Origin of the sequence: Coralloluteibacterium thermophilum, from assembly GCF_042654365.1 — a bacterium.
Taxonomy (GTDB): domain Bacteria; phylum Pseudomonadota; class Gammaproteobacteria; order Xanthomonadales; family Xanthomonadaceae; genus Coralloluteibacterium; species Coralloluteibacterium thermophilum.
Window position 1 is genome coordinate 130584 of record NZ_JBHSGG010000029.1, and the last position, 20984, is coordinate 151567.

Sequence of the window (20984 nt, forward strand, 5' to 3'; positions counted from 1 at the left end):
CGGAGCGCGCAAGCGCCGGGTGAAACCGCCCGCGCCGGTCCGGCTCAGTCGCCCGCGGCGACCATCATGCGGCCGACCAGGATCGAGCCGGTGCGGACGTGGGAGCGCGGGTCGACGTCGCTGCCGACCGCCTCGATCGCCATGAACATGTCCTTGAGATTGCCGGCGATGGTCACCTCGTCCACCGGATGCGCGATCTCGCCGTTCTCGACCCAGAATCCCGCCGCGCCGCGCGAGTAGTCGCCGGTGATGGCATTGATGCCGTGGCCCATCATCTCCGTGACCACCAGGCCGCGCCCCATGTCCCGGGCGATGTCGGCCAGCGCGCCGGCGTTGGCGCGCACCGCGACGTTGCGCACGCCGCCGGCGTTGGCGGTGGTCGCCAGCCCCAGCTTGCGCGCGGAGTAGCTGCCCAGCAGGTAGCGCCTGAGCACGCCGTCCTCGACGATGGGCGCGGTGCGGGTGGCGACGCCGTCGGCGTCGAAGGCCGCCGAGCGGAAGCCGCGGCGCAGGTGCGGCTGTTCCAGCACCTCGAACCAGGACGGCAGGATCTGCCGGCCGGCGTGGTCGAGCAGGAAGCTGGCCTGCCGGTACAGGGCGCTGCCGGCGATGGCGGAGAGCAGGTGCCCGACCAGGGAGCGCGCGGCCTCCGGCGTGTACAGCACCGGGTAGTGGCCGGTGGGGATGCGGCGCGGCGCCAGGCGCGCGACGGTGCGCTCGGCGGCGCGGCGGCCCACGGCGGCGGCGGCTTCCAGGTCCTCCGGCGCCAGCCCGGCGGTGTACCAGTAGTCGCGCTGCATGGCGTCGCCGCTGCCGGCGATCAGCGAGCACGACAGCGAGTGCGAGGTGCCGCGCTCCACGCCCACGAAGCCGTGCGAATTGGCGTAGACCGAGACGCTCGCGCCGGTGTTGAGGCCGGCGCCGTCGGAGTTGGCGATGCGGGCGTCGGCCTCGCGCCCCGCGCTCTCGCACTCCACCGCAAGGGCCACCGCGCGGTCGGCGTCGATGTCCCAGGGGTGCCACAGGTCGAAGTCGGGGAAGCCGTCGGGGCCGGGCCGCGCCATCAGGGCGGCGTCGGCGAGACCGGCGGCGGGATCCTCCTCGGTGAAGCGGGCGATGGCGACCGCCTGCGCGACGGTGGCCTCGAGGCTCGAAGGAGAGAGGTCGGCGGTCGAGGCCGAACCCTTGCGGCGGCCGACGTAGACGGTGACCGAGACGCCGCGGTCGCGGGTGTGCTCGACCGTCTCCACCTCGCCCATGCGCACGTTGACGGCGAGGCCGTGGGACTCCTCCAGCGACACCTCGGCCTCGCCGGCGCCGTGGCGCCGCGCGCGCGCGAGCACGTCGGAGGCCAGTCCGGCGAGCCGCTCGGCCTGCGCGTCGGGCGTTTCCTGAACCGATGTCTTTGCGGTGATTTCGTTCAAGGTCTTATGCTTGGTGGATGCGTGGAATCGATGAAGAGACGGGCGAATACCTCAGCCCGAGCCGTAGCCAGAACCGCCGCGAGGCCCTGGCCGTCTTCGAGCTGGGCGAACGCCTGGTGGCGCTGAGCGACAGCCAGCTCGCGCAGTTGCCGGTTCCGCCCGACCTGCTGGGGGTGATCCAGCACACGCGCCGGATCAAGGCGCCGATCGCGCACAAGCGCGAACTGCAGTACCTCGCCAAGCAGTTGCGCCGGGAGGACGAGGAGACGCTGGACGCCCTGCGCGCGGCGCTGGACCACGACAAGGCGCAGACCGCGCGCGAGACCGCCTTCCTGCACCGGGTCGAGGCCTGGCGGGAACGGCTGCTGACCGAGGGCGACGGCGGGCTCGGCGCGCTGGTCGAGGCGCATCCCGCCGCCGACCGCCAGCAGCTCCGCACCCTGGTGCGCAACGCGCTGGCCGAGCGCGCCAAGAACAAGCCGCCGCACGCCTACCGCGAACTGTTCCGCGCGCTGCGCGACCTGCTCGACGAGGCCGAGCGCGAGGCGGACTGACCGCACGCGCGCGGGAACGGGCGCAGCGGCGATCACGCCCGCGTGCCACCGACCGTGAGCGTGTCCACCAGCAGCGTCGGCTGGCCGACGCCCACCGGCACCGACTGGCCGTCCTTGCCGCAGACGCCGACGCCCTCGTCCAGCGCGAGGTCGTTGCCGACCATGCGCACGCGGTTCATCGTCTCCGGGCCGTTGCCGATCAGGGTCGCGCCCTTCACCGGGGGACCGATCCTGCCGTCCTCGATCAGGTAGGCCTCGGTCGCGGAGAACACGTACTTGCCCGAGGTGATGTCGACCTGGCCGCCGCCGAAGTTGACCGCGTACAGGCCCTTCTTCACCGACTTCAGGATCTCTTCCGGCGCGTGCTCGCCCGGCATCATGTAGGTGTTGGTCATGCGCGGCATCGGCAGGTGCGCGAACGACTCGCGACGGCCGTTGCCGGTGGGCGCGACGCCCATGAGGCGCGCGTTGAGCGTGTCCTGCATCAGCCCGACGAGGATGCCGTCCTCGATGAGCGTGGTGCAGTTCGTCGGCGTGCCCTCGTCGTCCACGTTGAGCGAGCCGCGACGCCCGGCGAGCGTGCCGTCGTCGACGATGGTGACCCCCGGCGCCGCCACGCGCTGGCCGATGCGGCCGGAGTAGTTCGAGGTGCCCTTGCGGTGGAAGTCGCCCTCCAGGCCGTGGCCGACCGCCTCGTGCAGCAGCACGCCCGGCCAGCCCGGGCCGAGCACCACCGGCATCGCCCCGGCCGGCGCGTCCACCGCCTCCAGGTTGACCAGGGCCTGGCGCAGGGCCTCGCGCGCCCAGCGCTCGGGCTTGCCGCCGGCGAACAGCTCGGCGTAGTCGTAGCGTCCGCCGCCGCCGGCGTAGCCGGACTCGCGGCGGCCGCCCTGCTCCACGATCACCTGCACGTTGAAGCGCACCATCGGGCGCACGTCGGCACCGAGCACGCCGTCGTGCCGCGCGACCAGCACGGTGTCGACGCCGCCCGCGAGGCTCACGACCACCTGCTTCACGCGCGGGTCGGCGGCGCGCACCAGGCGGTCGATGCGGCGCAGCGCCTCGACCTTCTCGCCGGGCTGCATGCCCTCGACCGGGTCCACCGGCGCATAGAGGCCATGGCCGCCGCTGCGGGCCAGGCTGCGCACCCGGGTGCCCTCGCCGGTGCGGGCGATGGCGCGCGCCGCCGCGGCGGACTCCAGCAGCGCGTCGGCCCGGATGTCGTCGGAATAGGCGAAGCCGGTGCGGTCGCCGGCGATGGCGCGCAGGCCCACGCCCTGCTCGATGGAATGGGCGCCGTCCTTGACGATGCCATCCTCCACCGTCCAGCTCTCGCGGCGCGCGTGCTGGAAGTAGATGTCGCCGGCGTCGATCCCCGGGCCCAGCAGGCGCCCGAAGGCGCGCTCGAGATCGGAGACGGCCAGCCCCGCGGGCGTGAGCAGGCGGGTTTCGGCGAGGACGAGACTGTCGGACATAGAAGAACCTGGAAGAGGCCGGCCACCGAGGTGCGGCGGATCGTGCCGGGGGCGGGGCGACGCGGCGGCCCGGCGCGGAGGGGAATCGGCGATTGTAGCGCCCCCGCCCTGCGTCTCCGCCCCCGCGCGCGGTGCGCGTCGAGGATGGGGCCGCACAGGCCTTCGCTGCAGGGCATGCCTGGCCCGCGGGTGCCCGGGCTCGCCCGGGAGGTGCGGTCCGCTCCAGATGCGGCCGGCGCGCCGCGCGTTCAAGCCGGACGCACGCCGCGTTCAGTCGCCGGTATCGTCCGGCGCGGGCGCAGGCACGGGGCCCGGCGGCGGCGCGGCAGGCGGCGTGGCGGCCTCGCCCTGCGCCTGCGGCGGCCGCGCCGGACCGCGGTCGACGACCGCGACCTCCGGCTCCCGCCACGGCCCTGTGACGTGGTAGACGGTGCGCGTGGCCTGCTGGAACGGCGCGCGGAACACCTGCTGCGCGACCGCGCCCACGGCGGCGCCGACCGGCCCGCCCGCAAGCGCGCCGACCGCGGTGAGCACGCCGCTGGCCTTGGGGAGCACCTCGATGGTCTGGTCGTAGGTCTGCGCGCGCAGGTCGGCTTCGCCGCGCACGTGGATCTGCACCGCCGGGCCGTTGATCGCCATGTCGTCGGTGGAGGCGCGGCCGTCGCGGAAGCCGAAGCGCCCGCTGATCTCGTCGAAGCCGAGACCGCGCCCGAAGAAGTCGCTGAAGTCCAGCGACAGCCGCCGCGGCAGCGCGTTCAGGCTCAGCAGGCCGAGGATGCGCCCCGCCCCGCCCGGCTCCACGTCGAGCAGCCGGCCCTCGCCGATGCGCACCGTCAGCTCGCCGTCCAGGGCGTCAAGGCGGAAGGCGCCGGGCGACCCGGGCCAGCCCGCAACCAGGGTGGCGCGGGTGTCCCCGGCCTCGATGACGCCCGCGAAACCCAGCGCATCGAGCATGGCGCCCAGTTCGTTCGACGCGAAGCCGATGCTGAAGTGCGAGCGCGAGCGCCCGCCGAGGCGGGTCCAGTCGCCGGAGGCGTCGATGCGCAACGACGGCGAATCGGTGGTGAAGCGCTGGATGCGCATGCCCTCGGGCTTGGGCCAGGTCGCCAGCTCCGCCCGGCCGAGATGCGCGTCGCCGTAGCGGAGGTCCGCGATGTCGAAGCGCAGCGGCGGCACCTTGGCGGGCTCGTCGTCGTCCGCCGGCGGCGTCTCCGCGGTGGCCGCGTCCGCGCCGCCCGGCAGGCGCGCCGCAGGCCAGTACAGGCGCTCGAACTCGCCGCGGATGCCCTCCGACGGCCGTGCCGGCACGCGCACGCTGCCCAGGACCTCCGGTCCCCTCACGCGCACCACGGTGGCGGCCTCGGCATCGCGCTCCAGGTGCAGGCGGATCTCGTTGAAGGCGCGGTCGAGCACGTCCAGCTCGCCGGCCACCAGGTCCACGCGGTTGAGCTGGAACCGGCTTTCCGGTGCCGTGCCGGAGGCGGTGCCGGGCGCGGCCACGGCCGCCGCCTCGGGCGCCGTCTGCGCGAGCGCGGCCACCTGCTCCGCGCTGTCGCCGGCCGCCAGGCCGATCCAGCCGGCGGCGTCCAGCACCGCGACCTGCCCGTCGACCTCGATGCCGCGCTGCGGCGGCGGCCCCGGCGGCGCCCCGCCGAACACCACCGCGGCCCCGAATCCGTCGTCCTCGCGCAGGGCCCCGCGCAGGCGCATCAGCGCGCCCAGGCGCACCTCGATCTCGCCCTCCTCGACCGGGAGCGGAACCTCCACCCGCAGCGCCAGCGGCACCGAGGCGCTCTTGCGCAGCGGTGCGGGCAGGCGCAGGTCGGTGCCGACCAGGTCCGACTCGATGCGCAGGCGCGTGCCCGCGGGATCGCCCTCCGGCACCGCCACGCTCACCTGCCAGTCGGAAGTGCCGTCGATCCAGGGCGCCAGCCAGTCGAGCGCGGGTTCGCGCTCGACCAGCACCGAGGCCGGGAGCCGCCCCTGCAGCGCCGCCTCGAACGCGATCCCCGGCGCCTGCGCCGGCTCGCCGGCGGCGAGCGACAGCCGCGCCTCGTGGCCCTCCACGCGCACGCTCACGTCCTCCGCCGCGAACCCGTGCAGGCCGAAGCGGGCGTTGCCGTCCACGTCCGTGAAGTCGACCCGCCAGCGCGGGTCGGTCAGGCGCCCGTCGGTGAGCGAGACGGCCCCGCGCAGCTCGTGCTGGCCCAGATGCCGCTCGAGCGGGATGCGCAGCTCCACCGCGACGTCGGCGGCGCCCGTGGCGCGCAGGCCCGAGAGCGCCTCGGCCTGGCGGGCGCCGACCGGGGTCGCGCGCAGGAAGTCCAGCAGGGCACCCGCCTGCCCGCCGCCGTTGGCGGAGATGCCCAGCACGGCGTCGCGGAAGTCGGGGATCTGCGCGCTGCCGCGCTCGATGCGCGCGCCCATGATGTCCGCGCGGGCCTCGTCCACCCACATGCCCATGCCGACGAACCGCACGTAGGCGTCGAGTCCGGTCAGTTCCGGCCAGCCCTCGTGGAAGTGGAGCCGCGCACCCTCGACCCGGGCGGCCGCCTCGAAGCGCCCTTCGCCGTTCTCGAAGGGCCAGTGGGCGAGATCGCCCGCGACGACCGCCTCGCCCTCGACCACCCGGCCCTCGAGCAGCCCCTGGTCCAGCCACTCCACCGCCTCCACCGGCATGCGGTCGCGGACCCAGAAGCGCTTGGCGACCGGGACCTCGGCCGGATCCACGGCCGCGGCGAGCATCAGGTGCGGGCGGCCGCCACCCTCGGGGAACAGCAGCCCGCCGCGCGCGGTCGCGGCGTAGAGGCCGGCGTCGGCGCCGGTGCCCTCCACCCGCAGGCGCGCGGTCTCCAGGCGCCAGCCCGCCGGCTCGCGCCAGGCCGCCACGCGGCCTTCCGCGACCACCTCGAGCGGTTCGACGAAGGCGCCCTGCCAGTCGAAGCGCAGCGGCGCCGCGTCGAAGACGAATTCGCCGCCGGCGTCGTCCAGGCGCAGGCTGCCGCCGAGCCCGGCGATGCCCGGCGCGTCGCCCACCGCCGCCCAGCCGAGCCCGCCGAGCCGGGCGCTGCCGGCCAGGCCGCCGTCGCGCAGGCCGCCCAGGGCGAGGTCCTCGACGCGCCCCACGGGCGCCGCCGCGGCCAGCCAGGCGCGCAGTGCGGACGGAAGGTCCGGCACGAGCGCCGCCGCCGCCGCGAGCGGCGCGAGATCGACGCGCTCCGCCTGCACGCCGTAGCGTGCGCCCTCGGTCGCCGCGAGCCCGGCGACGACATGGACGGCGCCGGCCTGCTCGGCCTCCAGCCTCGGGACCTGCAGCCGCCAGCCGTCGGCCTCGCGGTGCCAGCGGGCGCCGCCGCGCAGGCGCCCCAGGGCCAGCGCGGCCGCCGGCGGCGCATCGGCCCCGGTCTCGCCCGGGTCCGCGGCCTCAACGCGCGCGCGCAGTTCCAGCGCACGCAGGTCGAGGTCCAGGCGGACGTCGTCCACGCGGCGGTCGGCCAGGGTCAGCCAGCCGCCGAAGCGGCCTTCGGCGCGCTCGACCTCGACCGGCAGCCTGTCGCCGGCCAGGGCCGCCCAGGGGCGCAGGTCCAGCCGGTCGCCGCCGACCCACACCGTGCCGTCCATCGCGTGCCGCTGGACGTCGATCACCGCCTCCAGCGGCGCCTGCGCGTCCGCGGCCCAGGCGCGCACGCCCGCGCGCAGCCGTGCGCCGGCCACCCGCATCCGCAGGTCGATGCGCGGCAGCGTCGCCTCCTGCGCGGGGACCTGGGTGATCACCCGCAGACGCGCGCGGGTCACCTGGATCTCGCCCAGGCGTTCGAGCTGGCCGAGGGGGTCGCTGCTGCCGGAGCCCTGGAGGTTGTGCACGCGCCAGCGGCCGTCGGCCTCGCGCTCGAGCACGATCTCGATGCCGGCGATGCGCAGCTCGGTCAGCGGACGCCCCGGCAGCAGGCCGGCGTAGATGGCGACCAGCACGTCGGCGCGGCCGATCTCGAAGCGCTCGCCCGGCGGCCCCAGCCGCAGGCCGTGCAGCGCGATCAGCGGACCGCGCCGGGTCCAGCGGGTCTCCAGCCGGTCGAACTCCACCGGCTGGCGCGCACGCTCGCTCATGAAGCGCGCGACCGCCTCGGGATGCCGTTCGAGCAGGGGCAGCGCCTGGCTGGCGATCGCGACCAGCAGGCCGAGGAGGATCACGCAGACCGCGGCGCCCAACGCCAGCCAGCGGCCGACGCGGCGGGTCCGGCGACGGCGGGCGGGAGCGGACACCTCGGTCATCACGGTACGACGCGGCTACAGCAGCACGACGTCGTACTGCTCCTGCGCGTACTGGTCGTCGGCCTGGAACCGGATGGACTTGCCGAGGAACTCCTCCAGCTCCGCGACCGCGGCGGAGTCCTCCTCCAGCACCCGCGACACCACCTTGGGCGAGGCCAGCACCATCAGCTGCGAGGCCTCGAACTGGCGGACCGCACGGGTGATCTCGCGGAAGATCTCGTAGGTGACGGTCTCCGCGGTCTTGATGCTGCCGCGCCCGCCGCAGTGGGCGCAGGGCTCGCAGAGCTGGCGCTCGAGGCTCTCGGTGGTGCGCTTGCGGGTCATCTCGACCAGCCCGAGCGGCGAGAAGTCGTGCACGTTGGTGCGCGCGTGGTCGCGCGAGAGCGCCTTCTCCAGCGTGCGCAGCACCTGCCGCCGGTGCTCGGGGTCGACCATGTCGATGAAGTCGATGATGACGATGCCGCCGAGGTTGCGCAGCCGGAGCTGCCGTGCGACCGCCTGGGCGGCCTCGAGATTGGTGCGGTAGACGGTCTCCTCGAGGTTGCGCTGGCCGAGGAAGGAACCGGTGTTGACGTCGACCGTGGTCATGGCCTCCGTCTGGTCGATCACCAGGTGCCCGCCGGACTTCAGCAGCACCTCGCGGCGCATCGCGCGCTGGATTTCGTCCTCCACGCCGTAGAGGTCGAAGATCGGCACGTCGCCCGGGTAATGCTCCAGCCTGTCGGCCAAATCCGGGGTGAACTGGCTGGCGAAGTCGCACATGCGCTCGAAGGTGTCGAGCGAGTCCACCCGCACCTTCTCGATGTCGGAGTTGAGCAGGTCGCGCAGCGCGCGCAGCGGCAGCGGCAGGTCCTCGTAGATGCGCTGGCCGGCGCGGGCGCGCTGGCTGCCGACCTGCACCAGCTCCCAGGCGCGCAGCAGGTAGTCCACGTCCTCCGCCAGCGCCGGCTCCCCCTGCCCCTCGGCATTCGTGCGCACGATGCAGCCCATGCCGGAGGGCGCCATGAGGTCCGCCATGATGCCCTTCAGGCGCGCGCGCTCGGCGTCGTCCTCGATGCGCGCCGACACGCCGATCACCTGCGAGTACGGCAGCAGCACCAGGTAGCGCGAAGGAATGCTGAGCTGGGTGGTCAGCCGCGCGCCCTTGCTGCCGATGGGGTCCTTGGCGACCTGAACGGTGATCTCCTGCCCCTCGCGCACCAGTTCGGTGATCGACGGGGTCGGCGCCGGCGCCGGCGGATCGCCGTTGCCGTCGGCCAGCGCCGGCGGCGGACGCAGGATGTCGGAGGCGTGGAGGAAGGCGGCACGCTCCAGGCCGATCTCGACGAAGGCCGCCTGCATCCCCGGCATCACCCGCTGCACGCGGCCGCGGTAGATGTTGCCGACGTAGCCGCGGCGCGAGGCGCGCTCGATGTGCACCTCCTGCGGCATGCCGTTCTCGACCAGGGCCACGCGCGTCTCGCGCGGGGTGACGTTGATCAGCAGTTCCTCGCTCACGCGGCGCGCTCCGCGCAGGGCCCGAACCCGCGCAGCAGGCCGGCGGTCTCGTACAGCGGCAGGCCCATCACGCCGCTGTAGCTGCCCTCCAGGTGGGCGACCAGAGCGCCGCCGCGGCCCTGGATGGCATAGCCCCCCGCCTTGCCTCGCCATTCCCCCGTGGCGACGTAGGCGTCGATGTCGGCCGGCCGCAGCGGGCCGAAGCGCACCCGGCTGGCGCAGACGGCGTGCGCGCTGCGGTCGCGGGAGACCAGGCAGACCGCGCTGATCACGGTGTGGGTGCGGCCCGCCAGCGCGGCGAGCATCGCGCGCGCCTCGGCGGCGTCGGCGGGCTTGCCGAACACCCGCTCCTCCAGAACGACCTCGGTGTCGGCGCCCAGCACCACGTCGTGGGGCCCGGCGTGGGCGAGGCCCGCGCGTGCCTTGTCGCCGGCGACCCGCAGCACGTAGTCGGCGGCGGCCTCGCCGTCGGCGCGGACCTCCGGCACCGCGACGTCGACGACCTGGAAGACGGCGCCGAGCTGGGCGAGCAGTTCACGGCGGCGGGGAGATTGCGAGGCGAGAAGCAGCATGGGCGGAAGCATACCCGGGCCTCATGGACGCAACGATCCTCGGCGCAGGCCGCGAGGGCCCGGGACGGGACGACATGCCGCCGACGGCCGTCCCGGCAGGAGCGGCAGGTACACCCGGCGCGCCCCGGTTGCCCCGGCCCGCCCCCGCGCGGCCGCGCCCTGTCCGGCGCGCATCCGGACCGCATCGCCCCCTCCCGAAGCGGACGACGCGCCCCGGCAGGGCCGACGGTCACACTCCACCGGTACAATCGCCGGCGCCGCCGCGGCGGCCGCCCGTTTCCGCCATCCCCGAGATCCAATGCGCCTCACGCTCCTTGCGGCGGCGGCGGCCATGCTGGCCGCCGGCTGCGCCGCCCCGCACCGTTCCGCTCCCCTCGCTCCCCGCCAGATCGACGTGCCGCCGATCGAGCATCCCGCCGGCGAGACGCCGGAATGGTGGTACCTGTCGGGCGCGGCCACGGCGCACAACAACGGCGCCGGGCGCGCGTCGGCGCAGAAGGTCGTGCTGTTCGTGGGCGACGGCATGAGCCTCACCACGGTCGCGGCGGCCCGCATCCTCGAGGGGCAGCGCCGCGGGCAGGCCGGCGAGGAGAACCGCCTCAGCTTCGAGCGCTTCCCCCACACCGCCCTCTCCAAGACCTACAACACCGACCAGCAGACGCCGGATTCGGCGGGCACCATGACCGCCATGATGGCGGGCGTGAAGACGCGCGCCGGCGTGATCGGGATCGACCAGACCAGCCCGCGCGCCGCCTGCGAGGCCTCGCGGGCGGCGGCGCGCCTGAGCGTGCTGCAGCTGGCCAAGATCGCCGGCCTCGGCACCGGCGTGGTCACCACCACCCGCATCACCCACGCCACCCCCGCCGCGACCTACGGCCATTCGCCGGACCGCAACTGGGAATACGACCTGGCGATCCCGCAGGCCGCGCGCGAGGCCGGCTGCACCGACCTCGCCGCGCAGCTGGTCGAGTTCCCGTTCGGCGACGGCATCGACGTGGTCATGGGCGGCGGGCGCCTCGCCATGCTGCCGGCGGAGGTGGCGGACCCCGAGTACGGCATCCCCGGCCGGCGCGGCGACGGCCGCAACCTCGTCGCCGAGTGGCAGGCCAGGCATCCGGACGGGGCATGGCTGTGGAACCGGGCGCAGTTCGACGCCACCGACTTCGCGCGCACGCCCAAGGTGCTGGCGCTGTTCCAGCCCGACCACATGCGCTACGAGCACGAACGCGCGGACGACCGCGCCGGCGAGCCCTCGCTCGCCGAGATGACCCGGGCCGCCATCACCGCGCTCGACGCGCGCCACCCCGAGGGCTGGTTCCTGATGGTCGAGGGCGGGCGCATCGACCACGCCAACCACGCGGGCAACGCCTTCCGCGCGCTGACCGAGACCATCGCCCTGTCCGACGCAGTGCGCACCGCACGCGAGATGACCTCGGAGGACGAGACCCTGATCCTGGTGACCGCCGACCACGGGCACGTGCTGTCCTTCGGCGGCTACCCGGTGCGCGGCAACCCCATCCTCGGCAAGGTGATCCGCAACATGGCCGGCGAGGACGCCCTGCCGGCACCGGCGCGCGACGCGCTCGGGCGGCCCTACACCACCCTCAGCTACGCCAACGGCCCGGGGTACGCCGGGGCCAACGACCTCCAGCCGGAGGGCGCCAAGCGCTACGTCGGCGACCGCGAACCGCGCGAATGGCGGCCCGCGGATGCCGGCGCCGACCTCACCGGCGTGGACACCGAGGCCCCCGACTTCGTGCAGCCGGCGCTGTTCCCGCTCGGCAGCGAGACGCACAGCGGCGACGACGTCGGCCTGTACGCCAGCGGCCCGGGCGCCGAGGCGGTGCGCGGCGTGGTCGAGCAGAACGTCATCCACCACTTCATCGTGCAGAGCCAGCCGGCCCTGCGCCGCACCCTCTGCGAGCTGGGCGCCTGCGACGCCGACGGCGTGCCGGTGCGCCTGCCGGACCACGCGGCCGCCCTGAGGAAGGCCGCGGCCCGCGACGCGGACTGACCGGAACGGGCCGGCGCGACGCCCGCGCCGGCCCGCCTCCCCTCCCGCCCATCGCCCCTGGCGCTCCGCCACGGGTTACCCTTCGCCCCTTCCGCCGCGGGGACGCCGGCGGCACCAACGGGGATCCGCATGACCGAACCCACCCGCCGCATCGGCCCGCTGCTCGCGACCTTCATGGTCGCCAACAACATGATCGGCTCCGGCTTCTTCCTGCTGCCGGCAAGCCTCGCAGGCATGGGCAGCATCACCGCGCTGTCCTGGATCCTGGCGACGGTGCTGGCGGCGGTGCTCGGCATGACCTTCGCGCGGCTGGCGCGCACCTGCCCCGACCTGGAGAGCCCTGCCGACTACGTCACGCCCTCGCTCGGCCGCGATGCCGGCTTCCTCTCCGCCACGCTGTACTGGCTGTCCTCGTGGATCGGCAACAACGCCATCGCCGTCGCCGCGATCGGCTACCTCGTGGTGCTGCTGCCCGCGGCATGGCAGGGTGCCGAGCTGCAGGTGTACGGGCAGATCGGCCTGCTCTGGCTGGTGTTCGCGCTGAACCTGCTCGGCCCGAAGCCGATCGCGCGCTTCCAGTCCTTCTGCCTCGTGCTCGGCCTGCTGCCGGTGCTGATGGTGCTGGGCGGCGGCTGGACGAGCTTCGACGCCGACACCTTCGAGGCCGCCTGGAACACGACCGGCGCCGACTGGAACGAGGAAAACCCCGAGGCGCAGTCGGACTTCTCCCTGACCTTCGGCGCGCTGGCGCCGATCTTCTGGGCCTTCATCGGCCTGGAGACCAGCGCCATGGTCGCGGGCGTGGTGCGCAACCCGTCGCGCAACGTCCCGCTGGCCACGCTCGGCGGCATCCTGATCGCCGGGACGGTCTACGTGGTGAGCTCGGTGCTGGTCATGGGCATCGTCCCGGCCGAGGTGCTGCACAGCTCCAGCGCGCCCTTCGCCGAGGTCGCCATGCGCGTGTTCGGCCCGTGGGCGGCCCTGCTGATCGCCGGCGCCGCGGCGCTCAAGGCCACCGGCACGCTCGGCGGCTGGATGCTGGTGACCGGCGAATCCGGTGCGCGCGCCGCCCAGCGCGGGCTGCTGCCGGCGGTGTTCGGCCGCTACAACCGCAACGGCGCCGCCGCGAGCGGGCTGACCATCATCGTGATCGCGATGAGCGCGCTCGCCTGGATCACCAGCGCGCCGACCATCGGCCAGCAGTTCGGCACCATCATCAACATGGCGGTGCTGCTGGTGACCGTGGTCTACGCCGCGGCGGGCCTGACCCTCATCGTGGGCACGCCCGGCCACCGGCCGGGCATCGGCGACCGCGTGCTGGGCTGCGGCGCCATCGTCGCCTGCGCGCTGCTGATCCTCAGCTCGCCGCGCGCCGAAGCCCTGGGCGCCCTTGCCATCGCGGTGGTGGCGTGGATCGGCTTCCGCCTGTTCGCGCCGCGCGCGCCCGCAACCGCCACCGAGTAGACCGCCGCCCGCGTGCGGGCCCGAGCCGATGCAAGGCACCGACGACACACGCGCCATGCGCATCGCCGCCATCGATGCGCTGCTGCCGCAGACCCAGTGCACGCGCTGCGGCTATCCGGCCTGCCGCCCCTACGCCGAGGCCATCGCCGACGGCGCGGCCGACATCGACCGCTGCCCGCCGGGCGGCGCCGCCGGCATCCGCGCGCTGGCCGCCCTGCTCGGCCGCGCGGCGAGGCCGCTCGACCCCGAGTGCGGCCAGGAGGGGCCGCCGCACGTCGTCGTGATCGACGAGGCGGTCTGCATCGGCTGCACCAAGTGCATCCAGGCCTGCCCGGTGGACGCCATCATCGGCGCGCCCAAGCGCATGCACACCATCCTTCCGGACGCCTGCACCGGCTGCGACCTGTGCATTCCGGCCTGTCCGGTCGACTGCATCCACCCGCGCCCGCGCACGGGCTTCGAGCCACTTCCGGCAGGGGGCGCTGACACACTCGCCGGGTAAGCTCGGGCCGCCGCATCCCCGTCCCCTCGCGAGGTCCGACATGCCCAGCCGCAGCTTTCCCGGCCGCCCGGCCGCCACGCCCCGGGGGCATTCCGCATGAGCGACGCGAACGGCAACTGGCTGCTGCGCCTGTTCGGCGCCCGCGCAGGCGAGACCGGCGCGGTGCTCGCCGGCTTCTCGATGTTCTTCCTGCTGTTCGCGGGCTACTTCATGCTGCGGCCGGTGCGCGAGACCATGGGCGTGGCCGGCGGCGTCGAGAACCTGCAGTGGCTGTTCACCGGCACCTTCGTCGCCATGCTGGTCGCGCTGCCGGTGTTCGGCAGCATCGCCTCCAAGGTGCGGCGGCGGCGCATCCTGCCGTGGACCTACGCCTTCTTCGCCAGCCACCTGGTGCTGTTCGCCATCGCCTTCTCGGCGGATCCCGACAACGTCGGCATCGCGCGGGCGTTCTACATCTGGATCTCGGTCTTCAACATGCTCACCATCTCGGTGGCCTGGAGCGTGCTCGCCGACGTCTTCACGGTCGAGCAGGCCAAGCGCCTGTTCGCCCTCACCGTGGCCGGCGCCAGCCTCGGCGGCCTGACCGGGCCGCTCCTCGCCATCCAGCTGGTCGGGCCGATCGGCCATTCGGGCCTGATGTGGCTGTCGCTGGTCTTCCTGCTCGGCTCGGCGGTGGCCGGCCACGCGCTGCAGCGCTGGCGCGATGCGCATCCCTTCGGGCCGGAGGAGGAACTGGCGCGCGCGCGCCCGCTCGGCGGCAGCCCCTTCGCCGGCGCCACCACGGTCCTGCGCTCGCCCTACCTGCTGGGCATCGGCGCCTTCGTGCTGCTGCTGGCGAGCGTCACCACCTTCCTCTACTTCGAGCAGGCGCGCCTGGTGGCCGAGACCTTCAGCGACCGCACCGAGCAGACGCGGGTCTTCGGCACGCTCGACGCCATCGTGCAGACGCTCGCCATCCTCACCCAGCTCTTCATCACGGGTCGCCTCGCACGGCGGCTGGGGGTCGGGGTGCTGCTCGTCGCGGTACCGCTGGTGGTGGCCGCGGGCTTCCTCTGGCTGGCCTTCGCCCCGGTCTTCGCGGTGTTCGCGGTGGTCATGGTGGTGCGGCGCGCGGGCGAGTACGCCCTGGTCCGTCCCGGCCGGGAAATGCTGTTCACCGTGCTGACGGCCGAGGCCAAGTACAAGGCCAAGAACTTCATCGACACCGTGGTGTACCGCGGGGCGGATGCAGTGAGCGCCTGGGTCAAGGCCGCCGTGGACATGCTCGCCTCGAACCCCGCCGTCGCCGCCGTCATCGGTGCCGGCCTCGCCCTGGTCTGGGCGGGCACCGGCGGCGCCCTCGCCCGCGCCCAGGCGCGGCGTGCCGGGGAGAACGAGGCACAGCCGAGGAGTGAGACATGAGGAGTGAGAAACCGAGAGAAGCGAGGTTGCGCACCTCACTCCCCTCACTCACACCTCGGCCTGTCAGCCCCCTCCCTCGCGGGCAGCGGGGAGGACTGGAGAGAGGGCGCTTTGCGCAGGAGAGAGATCGAGAAGTGAGAAACCGGGAGATGCGAGGTTGCGCACCCTCACTCCCTCCACTCACTCCTCGGCCTGTCAGCCCCCTCCCCCGCGGATAGCGGGGGAGGGCTGGGGAGGGGGCGCTTTTGCAGGAGAGAGATCGAGAAGTGAGAGACGAGAGAACAAGCGACGACCTGCCCTCGCTTCTCACTCCTCCCCACTCATGTCTCAGCCCCACCTGCTCCTCCCCTGCGAAGCGGGGGAGGTTGGGAGGGGGCGCTTCTGCTGCGAGGAGCGAGACCTGAGGAGTGCGAAACAAGAGAAGCGCGACTGCCCCTCTCGTTTCTCACGTCTCTCCACTCACTTCTCGGCCTCGACAACCCGCGTCACGGACCAGCCGCGCTCCCGCAGGGCGGCGACGAGGCCGTCGTCGCCCACGAGATGCAGTGCGCCGACCACGATCAGCACGTCGTCGTCGCCGCGGAGCAAGGCTTCGACCCTGGGCAGCCATGCGCGATTGCGCTCGACGTTGATGCGCCGGTAGGTCTCCGGCTGCTCGGCAAGTTCCTCGGCGACGGCCGCGACCAGCCCGTCGGCATCGCCCGCGCGCCACAGCGCGTGCAGGCGCAGCACGTCCTCGTGCAGGCGCGCGGGTTCGGCGACCACGCGGCGCAGACCGGCGAGCTGCTCGCGCAGCGGCGCGCCGGAGAGCGCGCGGATCTGGTCGTCGGCACGCTCCAGGCCGGAGGTCCGCTTGCCCGCCTCGCGCGCCCGCTGCATCAGCACCATGTCCACGCCGCGACTGGATTCGAGACCGGCGCGCGAGGCGGCGCTCAGGGCCAGCGTGAGGCTGGCGAACCACGGGCGCATGCCGCGCAGGGCGGCCGCGGGCACGCCCTGCGCCGCGGCCACGCGCTCGAACGACGCATAGTCGCTGCCGAGCAGGCTGGCCAGGTCCTCGCCTGCCGGCGCCTGCGCGGCGGTGGCCAGGCGGAGCGCGGTCGTCGGCGAGGTCGCCTCGGTGGGATCCAGCTCGAACACCACGTGCCCGGCGCGCGCGAAGGCCTCCTCGACCGCGGGCGCCAGCGGGTAGTCCTCGGCGCGCATGACGTGGATGGAGCCCAGCAGGGCGTGGGTCCGCCCGTCGGCCGTCTCGACCTGCCACAGCAGGGGGACGGGCCGGGCCTCGACGGCGGCGGGCGCCGCCACGCCCAGGGCGGACAGGGCGGCGACGAGGAAACCGAACAGGCGATGCATCTCAGGACTCCCGTGGCAGGCGCTTCTCGCCGGCGGTCACCGCCAGCTCCAGGCGGTTCTCCGGCGGAGGCAGGGGACAGGTGGCGTAGGCGGTGAACGCGCACGGCGGGTTCATCGCCTTGTTGAAGTCGAGCACGGTGCGACCCGCGGCGTCGGGGCGCGGTGCGTCGAGGTAGCGCCCGGCGCCGTAGGTGTCGTGCCCGCTGGTGCGGTCCGCGAGGATCAGGAACAGCGCGCCGTCCTCGCCTTCCAGCGCCTGGAGGGTGAAGCCGGCGCCGTCCTTCTCGAAATGCACCTGGCCGGGGCTCGACATGCGCTCGATCGTGCCGACGACGCTGGGGATCTCCAGCGTGCGCGGCTCGGGATGCGGCTCGAAGCGCGCGACGATCCGCCAGGCCGGGTCGATCCCGTAGGCCGGCACCGCCTGCAGGGGCGAGGCCGCGGCGACCCGCGCGTCGCGCACGCGCAGGGCCACGCGCCCGCCGCGCTCGATCAGCACGGCGCTCATGTGACCGTCGTCGAAGCCCAGCACGTCCGGTTGGCCGCCGCCATCCCCGGCGAGCACCACGGGGCCACGCAGCGGCACGTCGTTGACCGTCACCGGCGTGCGCCGGTCTGGCGTGAAGCGCACGCTGCCGTCCTCGCGCAGGTCGAACATGCCCAGGTGCGCGGGCCCGGTCGCGAGGCGGATGCCGTTGCCGCCGCTCGCACCGGCGTAGTGCGGGCCGCGCTCGATCCAGTGCAGGCCCACCAGCGACAGCCAGCCATCGGGCCGGCGCAGGGCCTGCAGGCGCTCGCGCCGCCACTGCTCGATCTCCGCGCGGTAGGCCTGCCGCTCGCGCGTCTCGGCCGCGTCCGGCCGCGCGGGCGCCTCCGACGTGCGTCCGCATCCCGTCAGCACGGCCAGTACGACCAGCGCAAGCCCGACGCCCGCAGCGCGCGCGATTCCCCCTTCCCTCATGCGTCCTCCCCGATGTCCGCGAGCAGCGGACGAATCTAGCAGGATGCGCGCCGCCTGCCGCGCGCGTCCCTAGCGCCCGCGCATGAACAGCCCGTCGAGCTGGGCCTTGCTCAACTGCACCCAGGTGGGCCGTCCATGGTTGCACTGGCCCGAACGCTCGGTCGCCTCCATGTCGCGCAGCAGGGCGTTCATTTCCGGCAGGGTGAGCCTGCGGTTGGCGCGCACCGAGCCGTGGCAGGCCATGGTGCTCAGCAGGGCGTTCTGCGCTTCCTCGATGCGCCGCGTGCTGCCGTGCTCGACCAGGTCGGACAGCACGTCGAGCGCGAGCTGGCGTGGATCCGCACCGTCGAGGATGGCCGGAACCGCGCGCACCGTGAGCGACTGCGGGCCGGCCCGGCGCAGCTCGAAGCCGAGCGCGTCCAGCGCCTCGGCATGCTGCTCGGCGGCATCCGCCTCGCGCTCGCTGACCGCCAGGGCCAGCGGCACCAGCAACGGCTGGCTGCGGATGCCCTCCCCCGCATGGGCGGCCTTCAGCCGCTCGTAGGTGATGCGCTCGTGCGCCGCGTGCATGTCCACCAGCACCAGCCCCTCGGCGTTCTCGGCCAGCACGAACACGCCATGCAGCTGGGCGATGGCGAAGCCCAGCGGCGGCGCGGCGGCGGGATCCTCGGGTGCCAGTGCGACGTTGGACGCCTCCGGCAGCGGCGCCCGCTCGGCGGTCGTCGGGCCGTACAGCGCGGCATAGGCGGGCAACTGCTCGCGCACGGCCAGCGCGATGCCCGGCTGCTGTGGCACCGCCCGGCCCCAGCCCATGCCGCCGGACGCCCTGGCGCCGTCCGGCGCACGCGCGCCGTCGGACGCCGGCAGCGGCACGTGACCGCCCTCGCCGCCGGCGCGCGCGGCGCCGAGCGCTTCCTGCAGGGTGCGGTAGACGAAATCGTGCAGGCGCCGCCCGTCGCGGAAGCGCACCTCGTGCTTGGCGGGATGCACGTTGACGTCGACGCGGCGCGGGTCGAGTTCGAGGAACAGCACGTAGGCGGGATGGCGACCGTGGTACAGCACGTCCGCGTAGGCCTGCCGCACCGCGTGGCCGATGGTGCGGTCGCGGACCGCACGGCCGTTGACGAACAGGTACTGCTGGTCGGGGCTGCTGCGCGAGGCCCTCGGCAGCCCGATCCAGCCGGACAGGCGCAGGTCGTCGCTGCTGGTCTGGGAAACGGCCAGGCAGGCGGCGCCGAACTCGCCGCCGAGCGCTTCCGCCGCACGCGCCAGCCGCGCCGCCGAGTCCTGCGCGGCGCGGTAATGCCGGGTCGGACGGCCGTTGTGCGCCACCCGCAGCTCCACGTCCGGGCGCGCCAGCGCCAGCGACTTCAGCCAGTCCTCGATGTGCCCGAGCTCGGTGCGCTCGGCCTTCAGGAAGCGGCGCCGCGCCGGCACGTTGTAGAACAGCTCGCGCACCTCGATGGTGGTGCCGAAGGGATGCGGATGCGGAACCACCGGCTGCGCGCGTCCGCCGTCGATCTCCAGGCGGGCGCCGTGTTCGGCACCCGCGGCCCGGCTGGTGAGCGCGAAGCGGCTGACCGCGGCGATGGAGGGCAGCGCCTCGCCGCGGAAGCCGAGCGTGGCGACCGCCTCCAGGTCGTCCATGCTCGCGATCTTGCTCGTGGCATGGCGCGAGACCGCCAGCGGCAGCTCCTCGGCGGCGATGCCGCAGCCGTCGTCGCGCACGCGGATCAGGCGGATGCCGCCTTCCTCCAGCTCCACGTCGATGCGGCGCGCGCCGGCGTCGACCGCGTTCTCGACCAGTTCCTTGACCACGGAAGCAGGCCGCTCGACCACCTCGCCGGCGGCGATCTGGTCGATGAGGAGGTCGGGAAGCGGTCGGATCGGCACGGCGGTCCCACAGGCGGACGGCCGTCGATTGTAGAGGGTGTCAGCCCGGACCGCCGGTGCCGGCGAAGGCGCCGCCCGCGGGGACGCCGCTGCCGGCGGGGATGCGCAGGCGCTGGCCCACGCGCACGGTGTCGCCGGTGAGGTTGTTGGCCGAGCGCAGGCTCGCCAGGCTGATGCCGTGGCGCGCGGCGATGGAGGAAAGCGTGTCGCCGCGCGCGACGAGGTGCTCGCGCTCGATGCCGGAGCCGCGCGCTTCCGCCCGCGCCGCGAACAGCGTGCCCGGCGGCGGCTGCGAATTGAAATAGCCGCGGATGCCGCCGAGCAGCGCCTGGGCGAGCCGCGCGCGGTGCGCGGGATCGTTGAGGCGGCGCTCGTCCTCGCGGTTGCTGATGAAGGCGGTCTCCACCAGCATCGAGGGCACGTCCGGCGAGCGCAGCACCACGAAGTTGGCGTACTCGACGTTCGACTTGTGGGTCTTGCCGAGCTGGCGCAGGCCCTGCAGCACGTGGCGCGCCGCATCGTCGGAGGCCTTCATCGTGGCGCTCTGCGACAGGTCGAGCAGCACCGAGGCGAGCACGCCGTCCTTGCCCTCAAGGCTCACGCCGCCCACGAGGTCGGCGGCATTCTCCTTGTCGGCGAGCCAGCGCGCGGCCTCGCTCGATGCGCCGCGGTGCGACAGCACGTACACCGACGAGCCCGAGGGCGCCTCGCGCGGCGAGGCGTCGGCGTGGATCGAGATGAAGAGGTCCGCCCGCGCCTCGCGCGCGATCTGGTAGCGGCGCTGCAGAGGGATGAACACGTCGCGGTCGCGGGTCAGCACCGCGCGCATGCCCTCCTCCGCATCGACGATGCGCGCCAGCTCGCGCGCCACCGCCAGGGTGATGTCCTTCTCCCGCGTGCCGGCCGCGCCGATGGCGCCGGGATCGCGACCGCCGTGTCCGGCGTCGATGGCGATGACGAGGTCGCGCTGGTTGCCGCCGAACATGTCCTCGATGGTGCGCGCGGCGGCCGGTGCGGCGACGGCGCCCGCGGCGGGCACCACGGCGGTCGCGGCGGCCTCCACGGCAGTGGCCGTCGCCGAGGCCACGGCGGCGGCCCGGCCGGGTTCGCCCCGGAGCTCCAGGACGAGCTGGCTGACGCCGCCGCTGCGCTGCACGAAGCTGCGCGGCTGCACGCTGGAAGCGAGGTCGAACACCACGCGCAGGTCGCCCTCGGTGGGCGTGCCGGTGCGGACGCCGGCGACGACGCCGTTGGGCGCCGGCGCACGGAATCCGCCGGCCAGGCGCGCGCCCTTGAGGTCCACCACGAGGCGATGCGGGTTCTGCAGGGTGAACAGGGTGTGCTCGCCGACGTCGTCGAGCTCGAGCACGGCGCGGGTGTGCGACTCCGCATCCACCACCTGCAGGCTGCGCAGCTCCGTCGCGAGCGAGGCCGCGCACGCGAAGCAGCCGGCGAGCGCCAGCAACGTCGTGGACAGCAGCGATGGCAGGCCCCTGGACATGGGCGCGATTGAAGCACCCGGATTTTGTAAAAGCAATACGAAATTTGCCTTATTTATCCGTAGCCTGCCGGTTCTTCCTCATACTTAGCTAAGATTCA

The 20984-nt window shown here is 74.0% G+C and carries 14 protein-coding genes; 5 read left to right on the forward strand and 9 right to left on the reverse strand.

The features are described from left to right. Window positions 1-44 precede the first annotated feature (44 nt). Entirely contained in the window at window positions 45-1424 is a 1380-nt protein-coding gene (pmbA, locus tag ACFO3Q_RS10470; protein WP_377004619.1) for a metalloprotease PmbA, read from the reverse strand. A gap of 17 nt (window positions 1425-1441) precedes the next feature. Here pmbA and yjgA point away from each other — a divergent pair, with 17 nt between their 5' ends. After that, window positions 1442-1978, forward strand: coding sequence for a ribosome biogenesis factor YjgA (yjgA, locus tag ACFO3Q_RS10475; protein WP_377004620.1), 537 nt, complete (start codon window positions 1442-1444; stop codon window positions 1976-1978). Window positions 1979-2010: 32 nt separating this feature from the next. On the opposite strand, the gene tldD is transcribed toward yjgA, so the two are convergent. The 4 genes from tldD to ACFO3Q_RS10495 all read right to left on the reverse strand — a co-directional run bounded on the left by tldD (window position 2011) and on the right by ACFO3Q_RS10495 (window position 9794). Next, window positions 2011-3453: a metalloprotease TldD gene (tldD, locus tag ACFO3Q_RS10480; RefSeq protein ID WP_377004621.1), complete on the reverse strand. Its 1443-nt coding sequence runs from the start codon at window positions 3451-3453 to the stop codon at window positions 2011-2013. 270 nt (window positions 3454-3723) lie between these two features. Continuing rightward, window positions 3724-7725 carry a YhdP family protein gene (locus tag ACFO3Q_RS10485; RefSeq protein WP_377004622.1) on the reverse strand — a complete coding sequence of 1334 codons (4002 nt, stop codon included), beginning with the start codon at window positions 7723-7725 and terminating at the stop codon, window positions 3724-3726. A 15-nt stretch (window positions 7726-7740) separates the two neighbouring features. Further along, a complete protein-coding gene (gene rng / locus ACFO3Q_RS10490; RefSeq protein WP_377004623.1) occupies window positions 7741-9222 on the reverse strand; it encodes a ribonuclease G in 1482 nt (493 codons plus the stop codon). Beyond that, entirely contained in the window at window positions 9219-9794 is a 576-nt protein-coding gene (locus ACFO3Q_RS10495; RefSeq protein WP_377004624.1) for a Maf family protein, read from the reverse strand. Before ACFO3Q_RS10495 ends, rng begins: the two co-directional genes overlap by 4 nt. A gap of 298 nt (window positions 9795-10092) precedes the next feature. Between ACFO3Q_RS10495 and ACFO3Q_RS10500 the strand changes: the two genes are divergently transcribed. The 4 genes from ACFO3Q_RS10500 (at window position 10093) to ACFO3Q_RS10515 (ending at window position 15175) form a co-directional block, all read left to right on the forward strand. Next, a complete protein-coding gene (locus ACFO3Q_RS10500; RefSeq protein ID WP_377004625.1) occupies window positions 10093-11808 on the forward strand; it encodes an alkaline phosphatase in 1716 nt (571 codons plus the stop codon). Window positions 11809-11937: 129 nt separating this feature from the next. Next, the gene (locus tag ACFO3Q_RS10505; protein WP_377004626.1) at window positions 11938-13272 is read left to right on the forward strand and encodes an amino acid permease; all 1335 of its coding nucleotides are present in this window, start codon (window positions 11938-11940) and stop codon (window positions 13270-13272) included. Between the two features lie 55 nt (window positions 13273-13327). Then, window positions 13328-13774, forward strand: a complete 447-nt coding sequence (locus ACFO3Q_RS10510) for an RnfABCDGE type electron transport complex subunit B (protein ID WP_377004627.1) — start codon at window positions 13328-13330, stop codon at window positions 13772-13774. Window positions 13775-13870: 96 nt separating this feature from the next. Then, window positions 13871-15175, forward strand: coding sequence for an NTP/NDP exchange transporter (locus ACFO3Q_RS10515; protein ID WP_377004628.1), 1305 nt, complete (start codon window positions 13871-13873; stop codon window positions 15173-15175). A gap of 459 nt (window positions 15176-15634) precedes the next feature. Here ACFO3Q_RS10515 and ACFO3Q_RS10520 read toward each other — a convergent pair whose 3' ends face one another. The 4 genes from ACFO3Q_RS10520 to ACFO3Q_RS10535 form a co-directional block, all read right to left on the reverse strand. After that, window positions 15635-16531: a TraB/GumN family protein gene (locus tag ACFO3Q_RS10520; protein ID WP_377004629.1), complete on the reverse strand. Its 897-nt coding sequence runs from the start codon at window positions 16529-16531 to the stop codon at window positions 15635-15637. Between the two features lies 1 nt (window position 16532). Further along, the gene (locus ACFO3Q_RS10525) at window positions 16533-17492 is read right to left on the reverse strand and encodes a DUF1684 domain-containing protein (protein WP_377004630.1); all 960 of its coding nucleotides are present in this window, start codon (window positions 17490-17492) and stop codon (window positions 16533-16535) included. Window positions 17493-17561: 69 nt separating this feature from the next. Next, complete coding sequence (gene mutL, locus ACFO3Q_RS10530) at window positions 17562-19385, reverse strand: DNA mismatch repair endonuclease MutL (RefSeq protein WP_377004631.1); 1824 nt, start codon at window positions 19383-19385, stop codon at window positions 17562-17564. A gap of 40 nt (window positions 19386-19425) precedes the next feature. Further along, window positions 19426-20886: an N-acetylmuramoyl-L-alanine amidase gene (locus ACFO3Q_RS10535; protein ID WP_377004632.1), complete on the reverse strand. Its 1461-nt coding sequence runs from the start codon at window positions 20884-20886 to the stop codon at window positions 19426-19428. Between the last annotated feature and the right edge of the window lie 98 nt (window positions 20887-20984).